The organism is Mycobacterium lentiflavum (assembly GCF_022374895.2).
Taxonomy (GTDB): Bacteria; Actinomycetota; Actinomycetes; order Mycobacteriales; family Mycobacteriaceae; genus Mycobacterium; species Mycobacterium lentiflavum.
The window spans coordinates 2,851,631-2,867,358 of sequence record NZ_CP092423.2 but is presented as its reverse complement, the minus strand read 5'-3'; the positions used below and the strand labels follow the sequence as shown (position 1 = coordinate 2,867,358).

The 15,728-nt window shown below is 65.4% G+C and carries 17 protein-coding genes; 12 read left to right on the top strand and 5 right to left on the bottom strand.

Going from position 1 to position 15,728, the window contains the following annotated elements:
• Positions 1 to 81 precede the first annotated feature (81 nt).
• Both MJO58_RS13385 and MJO58_RS13380 read left to right on the top strand, forming a co-directional pair.
• Entirely contained in the window at positions 82 to 363 is a 282-nt protein-coding gene (locus MJO58_RS13385; protein WP_239723268.1) for a nitrile hydratase subunit beta, read from the top strand.
• 304 nt (positions 364 to 667) lie between these two features.
• Complete coding sequence (locus MJO58_RS13380; protein WP_090602072.1) at positions 668 to 2,038, top strand: DEAD/DEAH box helicase; 1,371 nt, start codon at positions 668 to 670, stop codon at positions 2,036 to 2,038.
• Between the two features lie 10 nt (positions 2,039 to 2,048).
• Here the strand turns inward: MJO58_RS13380 and MJO58_RS13375 are convergent, their stop codons facing one another.
• Positions 2,049 to 2,594: a class I SAM-dependent methyltransferase gene (locus MJO58_RS13375; protein WP_239723097.1), complete on the bottom strand. Its 546-nt coding sequence runs from the start codon at positions 2,592 to 2,594 to the stop codon at positions 2,049 to 2,051.
• A gap of 212 nt (positions 2,595 to 2,806) precedes the next feature.
• On the opposite strand from MJO58_RS13375, the gene MJO58_RS13370 reads away from it, so the two are divergent.
• The 4 genes from MJO58_RS13370 to MJO58_RS13355 all read left to right on the top strand — a co-directional run bounded on the left by MJO58_RS13370 (position 2,807) and on the right by MJO58_RS13355 (position 5,784).
• Complete coding sequence (locus MJO58_RS13370; RefSeq protein WP_239723096.1) at positions 2,807 to 3,406, top strand: TetR/AcrR family transcriptional regulator; 600 nt, start codon at positions 2,807 to 2,809, stop codon at positions 3,404 to 3,406.
• 290 nt (positions 3,407 to 3,696) lie between these two features.
• Entirely contained in the window at positions 3,697 to 4,365 is a 669-nt protein-coding gene (locus MJO58_RS13365; RefSeq protein WP_090602060.1) for a TetR/AcrR family transcriptional regulator, read from the top strand.
• 31 nt (positions 4,366 to 4,396) lie between these two features.
• Positions 4,397 to 4,870 (top strand): hypothetical protein, encoded by a 474-nt coding sequence (locus tag MJO58_RS13360; protein WP_090602056.1) that lies wholly within the window; start codon positions 4,397 to 4,399, stop codon positions 4,868 to 4,870.
• A gap of 131 nt (positions 4,871 to 5,001) precedes the next feature.
• Entirely contained in the window at positions 5,002 to 5,784 is a 783-nt protein-coding gene (locus MJO58_RS13355) for a cutinase family protein (RefSeq protein WP_434086369.1), read from the top strand.
• 75 nt (positions 5,785 to 5,859) lie between these two features.
• Here MJO58_RS13355 and MJO58_RS13350 read toward each other — a convergent pair whose 3' ends face one another.
• The 4 genes from MJO58_RS13350 to MJO58_RS13335 form a co-directional block, all read right to left on the bottom strand.
• Positions 5,860 to 6,237 carry a DUF5073 family protein gene (locus MJO58_RS13350; protein ID WP_090602053.1) on the bottom strand — a complete coding sequence of 126 codons (378 nt, stop codon included), beginning with the start codon at positions 6,235 to 6,237 and terminating at the stop codon, positions 5,860 to 5,862.
• A complete protein-coding gene (locus MJO58_RS13345) occupies positions 6,237 to 7,022 on the bottom strand; it encodes a heavy metal-binding domain-containing protein (protein WP_090602051.1) in 786 nt (261 codons plus the stop codon). Before MJO58_RS13345 ends, MJO58_RS13350 begins: the two co-directional genes overlap by 1 nt.
• Before the next feature lie 142 nt (positions 7,023 to 7,164).
• Positions 7,165 to 8,568 (bottom strand): WS/DGAT/MGAT family O-acyltransferase, encoded by a 1,404-nt coding sequence (locus MJO58_RS13340; RefSeq protein WP_239723095.1) that lies wholly within the window; start codon positions 8,566 to 8,568, stop codon positions 7,165 to 7,167.
• A 346-nt stretch (positions 8,569 to 8,914) separates the two neighbouring features.
• Entirely contained in the window at positions 8,915 to 9,796 is an 882-nt protein-coding gene (locus tag MJO58_RS13335; RefSeq protein ID WP_239723094.1) for an SDR family NAD(P)-dependent oxidoreductase, read from the bottom strand.
• Between the two features lie 474 nt (positions 9,797 to 10,270).
• On the opposite strand from MJO58_RS13335, the gene MJO58_RS13330 reads away from it, so the two are divergent.
• The 6 genes from MJO58_RS13330 to MJO58_RS13305 all read left to right on the top strand — a co-directional run bounded on the left by MJO58_RS13330 (position 10,271) and on the right by MJO58_RS13305 (position 15,710).
• Complete coding sequence (locus tag MJO58_RS13330; protein WP_090602042.1) at positions 10,271 to 11,080, top strand: SigB/SigF/SigG family RNA polymerase sigma factor; 810 nt, start codon at positions 10,271 to 10,273, stop codon at positions 11,078 to 11,080.
• A gap of 106 nt (positions 11,081 to 11,186) precedes the next feature.
• Positions 11,187 to 11,810 carry a hypothetical protein gene (locus MJO58_RS13325; protein ID WP_239723093.1) on the top strand — a complete coding sequence of 208 codons (624 nt, stop codon included), beginning with the start codon at positions 11,187 to 11,189 and terminating at the stop codon, positions 11,808 to 11,810.
• Positions 11,811 to 11,877: 67 nt separating this feature from the next.
• A complete protein-coding gene (locus MJO58_RS13320) occupies positions 11,878 to 12,753 on the top strand; it encodes a DUF4344 domain-containing metallopeptidase (RefSeq protein ID WP_239723092.1) in 876 nt (291 codons plus the stop codon).
• An 80-nt stretch (positions 12,754 to 12,833) separates the two neighbouring features.
• A complete protein-coding gene (locus MJO58_RS13315) occupies positions 12,834 to 13,511 on the top strand; it encodes a TetR/AcrR family transcriptional regulator (protein WP_239723091.1) in 678 nt (225 codons plus the stop codon).
• A gap of 28 nt (positions 13,512 to 13,539) precedes the next feature.
• On the top strand, positions 13,540 to 14,769 hold the full coding sequence (locus MJO58_RS13310; RefSeq protein ID WP_239723090.1) for a cytochrome P450: 1,230 nt from the start codon (positions 13,540 to 13,542) through the stop codon (positions 14,767 to 14,769).
• Positions 14,763 to 15,710 carry an SDR family oxidoreductase gene (locus MJO58_RS13305; protein WP_239723089.1) on the top strand — a complete coding sequence of 316 codons (948 nt, stop codon included), beginning with the start codon at positions 14,763 to 14,765 and terminating at the stop codon, positions 15,708 to 15,710. The genes MJO58_RS13310 and MJO58_RS13305 overlap by 7 nt, the downstream gene beginning before the upstream one ends.
• Positions 15,711 to 15,728 lie beyond the last annotated feature (18 nt).

The window sequence follows — 15,728 nt, the reverse complement described above, 5'->3', positions numbered from 1 at the left end:
GCGGCCAAAGTGAACACCTCCGAACGGTCCACCATCGCGCCGTTGGCGAAAATTGTTGAACGCAACCAGGTCTGGGCCCGAATGGCGGAGAAATACGGTGTCGACAATCCGGTGCCGCCCTGGAAGACAAGCCTGGATGGCATCTGCGATGCCCTTGACCAAAGTGCTTGTGGCCCAGCAGTACTCAATTTCGTCGAGCGCCGCAACGAAGAGGATGCGCTGTCGGCGACGGTCTACGCCGACCTGCCCTACCCGGAAAGCCGATTGGTCGCCTTGGCGCACTCGCTGGTGGCACGCGGCGTCATCGACGAAGCCGAGCTGGCCGAACGACTGGCGGCAGTCAGGTCCCGGCTGGAAGCCTGACCACACTTTCCAGCGACGAACATCACACCCCTGCGGCACCGCCTAATTCGTGGCGTGCGCTAGGCTGTGGGCAACGTTGGTCTCGTCTACATCGAATGCCGACGACGTCGTGGAACGCTTCCTCATCCTCCGGTGCCAGCCCAAAATCTGAGCGCAACACCGAATCCAGATGACCGTGCATCCGCACTAGCTTGTCTCGCGGCGATCGATTTTGCCGACCGGCAATCTCGCCAACCAGTGCTGATGGCCGCACGATGTACTCGTCGCCGGCTCGGCACTACCGATGCCTGAAAGGCACCGAAAAGTGACTACCGACAAAACGTTTGCCGACCTCGGCGTGCCACGAGCAATCGTCGGCGCGCTCGCCAAGCGCGGCATCGAACATCCATTTCCGATTCAGGTCGAAACGCTTCCCGACACGCTGGCCGGCAGGGACGTGCTGGGCCGCGGGAAGACGGGCAGCGGTAAGACGCTTGCCTTCTCGATCCCGCTGGTCGGCCGGCTCACCGATGGAAACCGCCGCCCGTCGCGGCCATCGGGTTTGGTGCTTGCGCCGACCCGTGAGCTGGCGAGCCAGATCACGGCGACGCTGGAGCCGCTGGCAACCGCTTGCGGTCTGCGCGTCACGACGATCTTCGGCGGTGTATCACAATCTCGTCAGGTGAGCGCCCTCAAGGCCGGCGTCGACATCGTGGTGGCCTGCCCGGGCCGGCTCGAGGATCTGATGAAACAACGACTGGTCAGCCTCGATGCCGTCGAGATCACGGTGATCGACGAGGCCGATCACATGGCTGATCTCGGCTTTCTGCCCGGCGTCACCCGAATTCTGGCCGCGACGCCCAACGGCGGCCAGCGAATGCTGTTTTCGGCGACCCTGGACAACGGTGTCGACAAGCTCGTCACGCGGTTCCTCCGCAATGAGGTGTCGCACTCCGTCGACAGTGCCGACTCGCCGGTATCCGAGATGACGCATCACGTGTTCCACGTCGCCAACGCCGAAGCCAAGAAGGAAGTCGTGCAGCGGCTCGCTTCCGGCACCGGGCGCCGGATTCTATTCATGCGCACCAAGCATCAGGCCCGCAAGCTCGCCAAACAGCTCACCGAATCGGGAGTTCCGTCAGTCGACTTGCACGGCAACCTGTCTCAGCCCGCCCGTGAGCGCAACCTGGCGATGTTCGCCTCGGGCGGCGCCCGGGTGCTGGTGGCAACCGATATCGCCGCCCGCGGCGTGCACGTCGACGAGGTTGAACTCGTCGTGCACATCGACCCGCCCGCGGAGCACAAATCCTATCTGCACCGGTCCGGGCGCACGGCACGGGCTGGCAGCTCCGGTGACGTCGTCACCGTGGTGCTGCCCGAGCAGCGACACGACACGCAGGCATTGATGCGCAAGGCTGGCATCAAGGTCGCCCCTCAGCAGGTGACCGCGACATCGGAGGCGGTGCAAGCGCTCGTCGGCGAGGTCGCGCCCTACCAGGCCCCGGCGCCCGCCGCTGCCCCATCGCGCCCGCCCCGGCAACCCCGACCGAACTCCGGCGGGAATCGCCGCCGTCAGGGCGGCACTCGATCCGCGAAGGCCTATACCGCGCGGACCGAATCGGGGGCGTCGCACCGCACCGCGACACCGACGCGGCGGGTCGAACATCGCCGGCGATCCAGCCGCGCGCAGGGGTAGTTCGCGGGCCTTAAGCCCGTGCCAGCAGCCAGGCCAGGCCCTGGCCTTCGCCTGCGGCGATGACATCCAGTGCGCCGAACGCCACGGCGAGCTCGCCGGGCGCCGCGCGAAACGGACCGCGTTCGGCCCCGACCTCACTGAGCGCCGCCGCGGCCAGCAGGCCGCCCGGTGCCAAGCGATCGATGAAAGCCTGGTCGAGGCGGCGGTCGCTGAACTTGTGGCACAGGATCACGTCGACGGGTGGTCCATCCGGCATCCCGTCGTCGAGATCCACGACGGAGAACCGGCATCGCTCGTCGACACCGCTGTGCCGGGCCAGGTCCCGGGCTTGGCCGATGGCCACGGCGGAAACATCGAATCCGACGACCTCCAGCCCGCGCTGCGCCAGCCAGACCCCGGCGAATCCCCGGCCACAGGCGACGTCGAGGGCCCGCCCGGTCGTCGGGAAAATGTCCGCATAAGCGGCGAAGGCAGCTGGAGGCCCGACCGCTTCGCCGGACGCCGGTCCGTTACTCGCGTACCGCTCGTCCCAACGGCGCTGGTCCTCCCGGGTCACAGCCGTCACCTTACGACCCGCGCCGCCACGAGCTGGCAAGCGAAACGCAGAGCCAAAAGTTCTGGACAACTGTCTGCGTTTGACGCCGCAGGTCGACGCTGGCGTGCTCACCGGGCGGCGCTAGACAGAAGCCGTCTATGCAGTACCGGGACGTTTCCTCGCCAGGTGGCGGGTAGTTGGCCCGTGCGCATTCCGTTTCCTACACTGGACGAGTGTCTAGAGAAGTGGCGCCTGCTGCCCGGCCGGTGGTCGGTGCCGCGGGTGCCCGCCGCTCGGATCGCCGGCCAGGTCAAACGATTCGCAAGGTCCTCGACGCCGGCCTGGCGGAACTCCGCGCATCGTCGTACGCCAACCTGACGATGCGGGCCGTTGCCGCCCGTGCCGGGGTATCCCCGGCCAGCGCCTACACCTACTTCCCGTCCAAGAGCGCCCTGGTGGCTGCCGTCTATCTACGTTTTCTGCGCGCGCTGCCGCTGCACACCGACGTCAACGACACCACCAAGACCAGAGTGAGCGCGACGCTGCGGGACATGGCGGTGGCCGTCGCCGACGAGCCCGAGTTGAGTGCCGCCTGCGGAGCGGCCTTGATGGCCGACGATCCCGCCGTCGTGCCGCTGCGCGAACAGATCGGCGAAGAAGTGTCCAAGCGGATTGCCGCGGCGCTGGGCCCGGGCTGGCCGCGCGCCGTGAAGACCACCCTTCAGATGACGTTCGCCGGCGCGTTGATGACGGCGCGATTCGTCAGCTACGAGGAGATCGCCGGGCAACTCGACGAGGCAGTCAACCTCATCTTGGGCGCCTCGGTTGCCTGATTAGCCGGCCGCACAGGCGAATCGGACCAATCCAGCGTTCACCGGCCGGCAAGGCCGACTATCGGTGGGTCAGGAGGTTGCCGCCGAAAGTTAGCCCAGCGCAACAGAATTCGGCGAGACGCTGGCGTAAGCGTCCGGGCCGGGTTGCCCTCGGAGAGTGTCTTGTCTTTGGTTGATCGGACCGCGGGCCCGATTCCGGATTGGCTAAGCGCGTCAGCAACGATCGTCTAGCTGCGACGATATGATCTAGCGGTGATGAGCACCGACGACATGTTTGCCGCCCGCTAGCAATGCGCAGTCACGGTTGGGCCGGGAACACCCCTGCCTCCGATGAGGAGGCGATCGAGCGGATCCTGGACGCGGCGGACAAGATCATCGACGAGCGCGGCTCGGCCATGCGGATCGCCGACGTCGCCCGCGCTCTGGGCGTGACCAGGCAGACCGTGTACCGGTATTTCCCCGGGACCCAGGCATTGCTGGTGGCGAGCGCGATGCGATCGGCCGACGGCTTCCTCGATCATCTGGCGGCCCACCTCAAAGGCATCACCGATCCCGTCTTGGCCGTGACGGAGAGTTTTGCCTTCTGCGTCGAGCAGCTGGCTTCCGACAATCAGTTGGAGTTGGTGCTGAATCGGCGCCACCGCGGGGGTCAAACGATCTCCATCGTGTCGGATACCGCCCTGGCCTTCGGGCGATCAATGTTGCACCGCTTCGATATCGATTGGGAGCAGCACGGTTTCGACGACGCGGGCCTCGACGAGTTGAACGAGTTCACCCTTCGGCTGCTGCACTCGTTCCTCGCAGACCCCGGCCGGCCCGCGCGCAGCGGCGCGGATCTTCGGCGCTACCTGGTCCGCTGGATCGGACCGGCGATCGCCTACCCGCAAATCGCTCAGGCAATGGACCCGCTGCGGACTCCCGAGCCGCAAGCCCGGCGGCGGCCCTCGGCGGCGTCCTGATCCGGGATCAGCTGCTCAAGGAGGAGTAACCATGGTCGGACTTGGACAGCTCGCGTTGGACAGCGCGCCCGCTTTCGGCGGTGTCTTACTCGCGCTGGCGGCCGTGCAATTCCGGGGTCCCGACTATCGGCAATTGATCCAGCAGGACATGGACCTGTTGGATCGCCTGCCACCCGAGGCCACCGAGAGACGCGAAGCGCTGCGCCGCTCGATCGATGCCCGGGTCGACGACTTGGTCGACGCCGCGAATCGGAGCCGCGCAATGCGTCGGGCCGCGATGTCGTACCAGGGCAACTGGCGGGATGTGGTGGTGATGTTGTGCGCGGTGCTCTTCACGATCGTCTGGTGGGGCGTCGACCACAGCCGAGGCAACTGGTTGCCGATGTTCATCCTGCTGGTCTTGCTGTGCGTGGTGGCGGCCGGCTACGCGTTTCGTGGCGTGCTGCGTGCGGGTAGCGCGTTTCTGCACCGGCGCCATGCCGGCACCCGGGACGCACCAAAGTAGCTGCGCTCCAACGCTATAACTCATCGCTGGCCTGCCGCGGACGACACGCCAGTCGATACGGAAAGCACAGCAGGCGCTGCTGGGGAAAATGTGACAAAATTCGACACGTGAAGGCGCACGCCCTCCCCGTTTTGCTTTGTGCCGCTGCTACGTCCCCGTGGGCGCTGCTGATCGCCCCCATTCCCGCCGTGACCGCCGAACCGTGCCCCGATGTCGAGGTCGTGTTCGCCCGAGGCACCGACCAGGCACCCGGAGTCGGCGACATCGGCGAGGGCTTCGTCGATGCTCTGCGCGCGCGCCTCGGCTCGAAGTCGCTCAGCGTGTATCCGGTCGATTACCCGGCCACCATGAGCTTCCCGCGAGCGGTCGACGGCATTACCGACGCGGGCGCTCACATCCAGCAGACCGCGGCGAATTGTCCGAAAACCCAAATGGTGTTGGGCGGATATTCCCAGGGCGCGGCCGTGATGGGTTTCGTCACCGCGAACCAGGTGCCCGAGGACGCCCGCGTGGGGCAGGACCTGCAACCCATGCCCGCCGAGGTCGCCAACCACGTTGCCGCGGTCGCGCTGTTCGGGAAACCGGCGAGCCAGTTCATGAGCATGATCAACCAGCCACCGGTCACGATCGGTCCGTTGTATGCGCCGAAGGCTATCGAGTTGTGTGTCCCAAATGACCCGATCTGTGCCGGCTCTGGTGACTTCTCCGCGCATAGGCAGTACCAGCAGGCCGGGATGATCGATCAGGCGGCCGATTTCACCGCGGACCGTATTGCCCAGGCCACTGCACCGACCCCGTCGCCGACACCGGGACAAGCACACCCGCCGACGGCGACACCGGCACCGTCAGCCGTGCCGTCACCTGCGCCGGTGGCATCGCATCACCCCGGCCCGCCCCCGGGACCGGCAGCGTAGCGGACCGGAAGCAACCGGGCGCTGTCATGTCCAGGCGTTCGCGAGCTAAACGCATTGTCCCGCAGAGCGATTCACTCAGTAGCGGGGTGCCGCCTCGAGGACCTCGACGGCCGCGTCGATGTTGGGAATGATGGTCGGCCCGTATTGGCCCACGAGCTGCCCCAGCGCGCGGGCAATGTGCGGGCCGACGATCCCGGCAGCCAAGACTTCCTCGGCCAACACGATGCCATTGACGATATGACCGGCGCTCAGTCGACCGTCGGCGGTGAGTTCGTAGCGCCAGTCGCCGATCTGGACTCGCTGCGGCGCGGACCGGAACAGGCCGCGCCGCGCGGGCGTCAGAATGACGCCGGGAACGCCGCAAAACACCGTGATCACTTGTCCGACTCCGCCGGGTCCGGCCAGGGCTGCTCCGATCGCGCGGCTGGCGCGCTCAGGGTCGTAATTTGTCATCAATCACTCATCGGCAGCACGAACGACGGTGTGATGGTCTGCGGCTCACTACTGCTGCGCACGGCGGTGCCCGCTACGTAGAACTCGACGGTGTGATGCCCCCAGGCGTAATTCGAGATGGCGAAATGCACACCCACGACGCCGTTTGCACCGTCGCGTTCGGCCTCGCTCTGCATGCGCGACATGGCCAGCTCCCGCGCCTGGTAGCTGCCCTGCGTCCACTGCGGCATCTCGGCGTTGCGCCCGACCTGACTGAGTGTCCGCAGAAAGCCTTGCACGGCGACGTGAAACACACAGTTGCCCATCACGAATGCGACCGGCGCGAACCCGGAGCGCAGCAGGGTGGTCAGATCCTGGCCGGACAGGTGACTGCTGAATGCCTGCCCGTTAGGCCTTCGAAACGCTCCCGGCTTGGGGACGTATCGCACGGCGGTTCCGACCGCAATGAATTCGAGGTGTTCGCCTTCGCCTTGATGACGCCAATCGAGCCGGACGCCGACCACTCCGTCGGCGCCCAGCGCATCGGCTTCGGCCTGCATGCGCGACATCGCATTCCAGCGCGCCCGGTAGGTCGCGTCGGTGAGCACCGGCAACTCCGACTGCTGCCGGATACCGGTGAATTGATAGCCGACGTGATAGACGGAGACCCCCATCACGAGTTCCATCGGCTCGAACCCGGCGCCATGCAGCAGTGCGAACTCGTTGATCGAAAGATCAGAAGTCCATAACTTGCCGGCATGCGAGAGACGTTCGCTGGCGACGGGGTCGAGCTGGTTCGGTTCCATTGTCAATGACCCTCCTGCGGTTCGCAGCCAGCCTAGGCCGCGGTGCCTTCGGACACCCACATAACGTGCGACATTGTCGACCCAGTGGACGTGACGATGCCCTGTTTATCGGAAACCGGCTACCGTCGATGCGCTCGCGGCCTCACACATCCAGCGAGTAGCTGTCGTCGACCTGGCTGTCGCGGCACTCCAGCAACTCTTTGAGCGCATCGGGAAACGCGTCGGCCATGCCCCACAGGTCGTCCAACAGATCGGGGCAGCCGACCAGGCCGATGCCGAGTTCTCCGTTGAGCGACATCACGGTGATGTTGAGTCCGGCGTCGCCGATGATCGGGCCGAGCGGGTACATCGTGCCGACGCGGCACCCCAGGAAATACAGTTGATCCGGCGGGCCCGGCACATTCGACAGCACCAAATTGAATGCGCTGCGGTTGATCGGAATGTGCGGCAGCAGGCGCATCGCGGCACCGAACATCGTCGGGCCGCCGAACTGCGTCCAGTCGTGCAGGAGGGTTGGACCCAGAGCCGCGGTGTGCTCTTTGGCGGCCTTGTTTCCAGCGGCGATCGCGCGGATACGTTCGGCCGGATCACTGATTTGGCTTTCCACTCGGCAGAACATCCAGGTGGTCTGATTGCGCCCGGGGCGATCGGACTTGCCGTGGACCGACACGGGCACGGCAGCCACCAGCGGGTTGTCGGGCAGGTCACCGCGCTCGAGCAGGAAGCGCCGCAACGCCCCAGCGCACAACGCCACGACGACGTCGTTGACGGTCACCCCGAAGCGGTCCTTGACTCGCTTGACGTCGCGCATGTCCAGCTGCGTGTAGGCGACGTTGCGGTAGCGCGTGACGGAACCGTTGAGCGGCGACGACGGGGCGGAGAACGGCGCAGCCATCGTGCGGCCGTCGCGCGCCCGCAGCACGGTATGCGCCACCGTCAACATCGTTGCGGGCACCACGGTCGCCAACCGCAAGGGCCGGCGAGCAAAGCCGATCAGACCGGTCATGGCGATCTGCAAGGGGTGCGCGCCGCCCGCACCGGTGATTGCCTTCGGGGCCGGCGCATCGGGTTGCGCGCTGCACAGGTGGGACAGCAAATTAGCGCCCGCGACGCCGTCGACGAGCGCGTGATGAACCTTGAGCATCACCACGACCGCGTCCCTGTTGGCGCCGCCCTGCAACACCCACATCTCCCAGAGCGGTCGATCCCGGTCCAGCGGCAGCCCGGCGATATACCCGCAGATCTCGGCCAACTCTCGGCGCCCCCCGGGCGTCGGCACACCAACGTGCAGCAGATGGTGTTCCAGTCGGAACTTCTCGTCGTCCACCCAGACCGGGTGATCGAAATTCAGCTGGTTGTCGGCGAGTTTCATCCGGAATTCCGGCACCGCCGCGATGCTCTTCGCTAATGCTGCGCGAAACCCGCCGTACGTGTAGCCCCCCGGCATGGTGGACGTGTCCAACTCCAACACGCAACACACATTCAATGGCTGGGTCGGCGTCTCCAAGTAAAGAAAAAACGCATCCAGCCCGCTCAGTCGTTCCATAGCCGCCTGCTCGACTAGTGACCTTAAACCCCCCGAACCCCTAGGAGTTTAGGTAGCAGAAAAATGCAGGGCTACATCGCGAGCAAACGCTCTTGGTTAAATCTCGATGACATACCGCCACGGTATTCAACTCGCCGCAGCGGACGACACCGCCGCTCCCGGGCGCCTTGGATGAATCCATCACGGTTGGGTCTCGCTAACGCATTGGGCTACCTTGCTCCCGCTGGTCGCTCTCGTGGACACGTAAGCACGCGCGAATCGGTTCAAGGAATGGCGAACTCACACACCGCATCTCGGCCAGGCCGATCCCTTCGGACTACATGGGATGTCAATTTCGACGTTCCGGCTACCCGCCCGCACCAATCATCTTGTGCAGGTCTTCAATCCCCCAGGGCGCGGCATCATGGTGGTCGCGATAGCCCAGCAGAGACGGGACCGGGCGATCAAACCGGCCGACGAATCCGCCTGCGGCAACAAGGATCTGACCGGTCACGTCACGCGACAGGTCGCTGGCGAGGTACGCGTAGAGCGGTGCCACAAACGCGGGCGGGGCAGGATCCAGTGAGGCCTGCATCGTCACGTCGTCCAGCAATCCGCGGCGGTGCAAATCGGCGATGTGCTTTTCGTAGTCGTCTCCGGTGGAAAGGCGTGTTCGTGCGCCGGGGCACACCACGTTAGCCCGCACCCCGTTGGCTTTGAGCTCGGCGGCAATGGCCACCGTCAAGCCGTTGACGGCGCCTTTGCCCGCAGGGTAACCGGTGCCGCCGTAGTCGCCGAGAAAGGCCACCGAGCTGGTGTTGACGATCGTCCCGTATCCCTGCCCGACCATCGCGCGCGCCGCGGCCCGGCAGGTATGGAAGACCGTGCCGACGTGGGCGCCCATCAGGCGATTGAAGTCGTCAGGCGAGATGTCCAGGATCGAGGAGCCGGGCGGCTCGGCAATACCAGCACAGTTGATCAGGATGTCGAACCGTCCGAAGGTGTCACGGCAAGTCTCCACCAGCGCGCCGGCGACGGCCTCGTCGTCGGCGGCTCCGACCACCGCGGTGGCTCGCCCACCCGTCGCCGTGACCGCCGCGACGGTTTCCGTCACGGCGTCGGCATCACGACCGTTGACTACGACTGCGGCGCCCAGGTCGGCAATCAGTTCGACGACCGCACGGCCGATGCCGCGGCTTCCGCCGGACACCACCGCGCCGCGACCGGCCAGCAAACCGTGCTTGCTCATCGTGGCGGACTCCAAGCAGCGTGTTCCCGACAATGCCCAGAGGAGCGCCCGGTGACGCGGCTCACCATCTGCCGAACAGTACGCGTTGGGTGTCGACCGCCGGCAACGGTGGCGGTTCGGGCTACACGAGGTTGCTCAGCTTCCCCCAATTGGCGAACAATCGCACCATCCGGGTTCAGGGGGTAGACTCTGATCTTGAGTCCGTTCTGGACACGTCGCCGTTTAGCTAAAAGCGGTCAGCTAGCCGCACGGCTGCTGGGCTGTGGCTCCGGCGATCGACATCTTCCGGTTCCCTTCCTTCGGCGCCCCGTGCGCTGCGAACAACCGATCCGTGTCCAACCGACGGTTGCAGCGTGGTGTCGGCAGTCGACTGCGAAACCTCACTGCACGCGACTTCGAAGGAAGTACCGCAATGCGAATCCCTTTGTGCACGACTGTCTTCACACCTGTAGTGGCGAGGGGGCGGTTGTCCAGATGACCGAAGTCCTTGCTCCCCCCCGGCCCACCCGGCCGGCTAGCACTCGTAACGACGATTCCTACGACGACGTCATCGACATGTTTCTGGTGTTGCGCACCCTGCCGGCCGAATCGCACGAGTACCACCGTCAGCGCGAATGCATCGTGAGCAGATGTCTTCCGCTGGCTGACCACGTCGCTCGTCACTTCGGACGGCGCGGTGAGGGTCTCGACGACCTGACCCAGGTCGCGCGGCTGGGCCTGATGAACGCCATCAACCGGTTCGACCCCGACAAAGGGCCGAGTTTCATCGGTTTCGCGATTCCCACCATGATGGGCGAGGTTCGGCGCCACTTCCGCGACTACAGCTGGGGCATGCGAGTGCCACGCCGGTTGCGTGAGCTTCATGTCCAGATCAGCAGAGCGACAGCAGATTTGGTCCAGAGGCTGGGCCGCGCACCGACGGCTCGCGAGCTGTCGGAAGAGCTCGGCGTCGCTCACGACGAGATCGTCGAATGCCTCGTTGCCGGCGACGCCTACCAGCTGGAGTCCCTGGACGCACCGGTCGGCGCCGACGCATCCGGGCGGAACCGTCTGGTCGCCGACGCGGTGGGTGCCGTCGACCCCCACATCGACCACATCACCAACCGCGAAGCGGTCCGCTCCCTGATAGCCGCGCTCCCCGCCCGCGAACAAGAGGTTCTGCACATGCGGTTCTTCGAATCGCTGACGCAGAGCCAGATCGCGAAACGAATTGGGGTGTCGCAGATGCAGGTGTCGCGCATTCTCGCGAATACCTTGGCATCCCTGCGCGATCAGCTGGAATAGCCCGCGACATCGGTGCCCAGCCGATCTGACGACATGCGCACTGTACTGTGCCTTTGGGGTGAAATCGACTCCATCGCCAGATCGAGCCTGGAAGGAGCACGATGCGATGAGACTTTCACAACCGTTGGTCGCGGGGGCCGCGGTGGCGACAGCGCTGGCGTTGACCGTGGCCGGCTGCGGCGGCAATCAGAAGCCTTCGCCGACGACGTCGGGATCGGCCACCTCGTCGACCACCAAGAGCAGCGCGGCGCCGACCTCCTCGGCGCCCGCGGCGCCGGCGGTCGATTACACGGGCTGGTTGATCCAGGTGACCGATATCGACGCGCCGGTGCCCTTCACGGGCACGCCGCCGACGAACAATCCCAACGGACAGCCCGGCGCCGCGACGACATTCAACACCCAGGACAACAGCCACACCATCAAAGCCACCATCCAGGTGCTGCCGGACGCCGATGCGGCAACCAGCGCACTGAATGCCGCGAAATCGGCACAGGGCGGTGCGATCAAGCATCCGACAACGGACGCGGTCAAGATCGGCACCGACGGAACAGTGGTGTCAGGGAATTCGCCCGACAATTCCAAGGGCATCGCGGTATTGCTGTTCACCGAGGGCAAGGCCTTTGTCACGCTGGAATTCGACGGCCCGCCGGACACGTTGCCGCCACCGGACTTCATCAACGACATCGGCCAAAAGCAGGATGCAGCGGTGAAGAAGGGGCTCGGCGGCTGAGTCAAAGTCGCCGTCTCTCGCGCCGCGCTCCAATACGAGCTGAGCGGATGGGGCGCGAATGCGAACGATGAGAGCGATAACGAAACCGATCGCCGCGGCGTGCGCTGTGCTCTTCTGCACGGTCGGGTGTGGCGGTTCCAAAAGCCAACCGGCCGAATCGCATTCGCCGACCGCGCAACCGTCGACGGAGTCCCCGAAGCAGCCGGGCGAGCCGACGCCTCCTGGGCCGGGAACGGTGAAGATCCGCTACGAAGACGCCACGACACCGCAGGCGCAGCGCGGCCGCCAACTCATGCAGGACGCGAAGGTGCTGGAAGATCTCGCACACCACATCCAGGACACCTTGGTGCTGCCGTCCGACTTGGGTGTGGTCGGCAAGCAATGCGATACGGAAAACGATTTCTACCTTCCCGATGCCAACGAGATACAGCTTTGCTACGAGGCCAGGGAGCACGCCGAGAAACTCGCCGCGGGCAGCGGAATGCCTGATCCGGTCACCCCCGCGCTCGACGAGACGATCTCAGCTGCCTACCACGAGCTCGGTCACGCCACCCTCGCCATCTATCAGCTCGCGTTTACCGGGCGCGAGGAGGACGTGGCCGATCAGCTCTCGGCGTTCATGCTGCTCAACCCCGGCGCCGACGGAAAGCCGTATCCCGATGGTGTGCGTATCGCCACCAACACCGCGGCGGAATGGAAGCTGAGCGCAAAGGAAGACGGTGACGCCAACGAGCTTCCGTTCTGGGACGGGCATTCCATGGACATCACCCGGATGTACAACTGGGAGTGCTGGATCTACGGCTCCAACCCGGAGGCCAACGCCAGCATCGTCTCCTCTGGGGACCTTCCGGAGAGTCGCGCCGGGAACTGCGAGGAAGAGTTTCAGAACATGCAACGTGGCTGGCAGTCCCTGCTGGGACCGCATATCAGGAAGCCCAGCTGAGGCGGTAACCCGGCGGAACGCGACGGGGGCACCGTCCGCGACACGCATTAAATAAATGGCTTGATTTAATCCGCCGCCCAGTGTTCACTGAGGCGGTGAAGGCCGAGCGGACCGCGCGCACCGACAGGTCGTTGGGTACGCGTGAGGCGATCTTGTCGGCCGCCGAATGGTTGTTCGCCGAGCGGGGCATGTACGCCGTCTCCAACCGGCAGATCAGCGAAGCGGCCGGGCAAGGCAACAATGCCGCAGCTTGCTATCACTTCGGCACCCGGACCGAATTGTTGCGCGCGATCGAAAGCAAACACCGTGAGCCCATCGAGGAATTGCGTGCGCAGATGTTGGACGACATCGGGGATTCGACCGACCTGCGGGACTGGGTGAGCACCCTGGTGCGGCCACTCACCGATCATTTGGCCGCGCTGGGCACGCCGAGCTGCTATGCGCGGTTTGCCGCCCAGGCGATGGCCGATCCGACCTACCACCATGTCGTCACCAAAGACGCCCTGATGTCGCCGAGGCTGGTGCAGACCGTCGACGGCATCAACCGATGCCTGCCCGACCTGCCCAAACGAGTGCGATCCGAACGGATCGTCATGGTCCGAAATCTGCTGATGCACACCTGCGCCGAGCATGAAGGCGCACTGGCCGAGCACGGACCGCGGTCGCGTTCCAGTTGGCCGGTCGCCGGCGAGGGCCTGATCGACGCGATCGTCGGGTTGTGGCGCGCGCCGGTTCATGTGGGTGCAGCGGGCGACTGACCGATCACGGGTGAAAACAAGGAGCACGATGACCGACGTCTCAACTGATCCAGCCACCGACATTCCGGACTTCCCGATGACGCGGGCCGCGAGCTGCCCCTTCGCCCCTCCCCCGGAATCGTTGGCGCTCAACGCAACCAAGCAGCTGAGCCGGGTGCGGATCTGGGACGGCAGCACACCGTGGTTGATTCATGGCTACGACGCGATCCGATCGTTGTTCACCGACTCGCGCACCAGCGTCGACGACCGGCTGCCGGGCTATCCGCACTGGAACGAGGGCATGCTGGCGACGGTGCACAAACGGCCGCGCTCGGTGTTCACCTCCGACGCCGAGGAGCACACGCGCTATCGCCGGATGCTGTCAAAACCCTTTACCTTCAAGCGGGTCGAGGGGCTGCGCCCCGCGGTACAGAAGATCGTCGACGAGCGGATCGAAGCGTTGCTGGCCGGCCCCAACCCCGGCGACATCGTGAGCACGCTGGCGCTGCCCGTCCCGACGCTGGTCATCAGCGAAATGCTGGGCGTGCCCTACGAGGACGCCGATTTCTTCCAGGAACAGGCTCAACGTGGCACCGGGCGTTACGCGACCGAGGAGGACACGGCCCAGGGCGCCGCGTCGTTGGCGAAGTACCTCGCCAAGCTGATTCGGGTCAAGATGGAAAGCCCGTCGGAGGATCTGGTGTCGGATCTGGCCGAGCGGGTCAACGCCGAAGAGATCAGCGTGCGCGAAGCCACCCAATTGGCCGTCGGCGTGCTGATCGCGGGCCACGAGACCACCGCGAACATGATCAGTCTGAGTATCGCGGCCCTGCTCGAGCATCCCGATCAGCGGCAGTTCCTGGTCGAAACCGACGATCCGAAGGCGATCGCCAATGCGGTCGAGGAGCTGATGCGGTATCTGAGCATCATCCAAACCGGTCAACGTCGCATTGCCATCGAGGACATCGAAGTCGGTGGTGAGACGATCCGCGCGGGTGAAGGCATCATCCTCGATGTCGCACCGGCCAACTGGGACAACCGCCAGTTCCCCGATGCCGACCGGCTGGACCTGACTCGCGATCAGGGTGCACACGTCGGATTCGGCTACGGCCGCCACCAGTGCGTGGGACAGCAGTTGGCCCGCATGGAATTACAGATCACGCTGCCCACGTTGCTGCGTCGGGTGCCGACCCTGCGGCTGGCCGTTGCGGTCGAGGAGCTGCCGTTCAAGCACGACACGCTGGCCTACGGTGTCTACGAGCTTCCCGTGACATGGTGAAACCGGACCTGACGCTGGCCGTCCCGGATCTGGCCGGCAAGCGTGCGGTTGTCACCGGGGCCAACAGCGGCCTGGGATTCGGGCTCGCGAAGCGGTTGGCGGCCGCGGACGCCGACGTCGTGATGGCTATCCGGAACAACGCCAAGGGCGAGACCGCCATCGCGCAGATACGCCGCGAAGTCCCCGCCGCGAAGCTCAGCATCAAGCAGCTGGATCTGGCATCGCTGGAAAGTGTTGCGGCGCTGGGCGAAGAGCTGACTGCCGAAGGCCGGCCGATCGACGTCTTGATCAACAATGCCGGCGTCATGACCCCGCCTGAGCTGCACCGCACCAGCGACGGCTTCGAGTTGCAATTCGGCGCCAACCACCTGGGCCACTTCGCCCTCACCGCGCACTTATTGCCGCTGCTGCGCGCCGCGGCGTCGTCGCGCGTTGTGACGGTGAGCAGCATCGCCGCCACCCAACCGAAACTGACCTTTGACGACCCCAACGCCCGGCACGGCTACAAACCGATGGTCTCCTACGGCATCGCCAAGCTGGCGCAGCTGATGTTCGCGGTCGAACTGAACCGGCGCAGCGGCCGGGGTGGCTGGGGCGTCATGTCCAATGCCGCGCACCCGGGACTGAGCAAAACCAACCTACTCAGCGGCGCATCGTATGGACGGGACAAACCGACACTACAGGCGAGGCTCACCCAATTGACCTGGCGCTTACTGCCTTTCATGTGGCTGGACGTCGACGAGGGCATCAAGCCGACCCTGTACGCGGCGGTCTCGCCGGATGCCGAAGGCGGCTGCTACTACGGACCGCGTGGATTCTACGAAACTGCCGGGGGCGGAGTCACATTCGCGGGCGTTCCGCGGCTGGCGGGCAGCGAAATCGAGAGGGAACGACTGTGGCAGCTCTCCGAAGAATTCACCGGCGTCAGCTATCCGGACTGACCGGGATGGCTTCAGCAC

Excerpts from the sequence above, each read along its gene's own strand:
- MJO58_RS13385 (WP_239723268.1), top strand. The coding sequence starts at position 82 with ATGGCGGAGAAATACGGTGTCGACAATCCGGTGCCGCCCTGGAAGACA.
- MJO58_RS13365 (WP_090602060.1), top strand. The coding sequence starts at position 3,697 with ATGCGCAGTCACGGTTGGGCCGGGAACACCCCTGCCTCCGATGAGGAG.
- MJO58_RS13360 (WP_090602056.1), top strand. The coding sequence starts at position 4,397 with ATGGTCGGACTTGGACAGCTCGCGTTGGACAGCGCGCCCGCTTTCGGC.
- MJO58_RS13350 (WP_090602053.1), bottom strand. The coding sequence starts at position 6,237 with ATGACAAATTACGACCCTGAGCGCGCCAGCCGCGCGATCGGAGCAGCC.
- MJO58_RS13345 (WP_090602051.1), bottom strand. The coding sequence starts at position 7,022 with ATGGAACCGAACCAGCTCGACCCCGTCGCCAGCGAACGTCTCTCGCAT.
- MJO58_RS13340 (WP_239723095.1), bottom strand. The coding sequence starts at position 8,568 with ATGGAACGACTGAGCGGGCTGGATGCGTTTTTTCTTTACTTGGAGACG.
- MJO58_RS13335 (WP_239723094.1), bottom strand. The coding sequence starts at position 9,796 with ATGAGCAAGCACGGTTTGCTGGCCGGTCGCGGCGCGGTGGTGTCCGGC.
- MJO58_RS13330 (WP_090602042.1), top strand. The coding sequence starts at position 10,271 with ATGACCGAAGTCCTTGCTCCCCCCCGGCCCACCCGGCCGGCTAGCACT.
- MJO58_RS13325 (WP_239723093.1), top strand. The coding sequence starts at position 11,187 with ATGAGACTTTCACAACCGTTGGTCGCGGGGGCCGCGGTGGCGACAGCG.
- MJO58_RS13320 (WP_239723092.1), top strand. The coding sequence starts at position 11,878 with ATGAGAGCGATAACGAAACCGATCGCCGCGGCGTGCGCTGTGCTCTTC.
- MJO58_RS13310 (WP_239723090.1), top strand. The coding sequence starts at position 13,540 with ATGACCGACGTCTCAACTGATCCAGCCACCGACATTCCGGACTTCCCG.
- MJO58_RS13305 (WP_239723089.1), top strand. The coding sequence starts at position 14,763 with ATGGTGAAACCGGACCTGACGCTGGCCGTCCCGGATCTGGCCGGCAAG.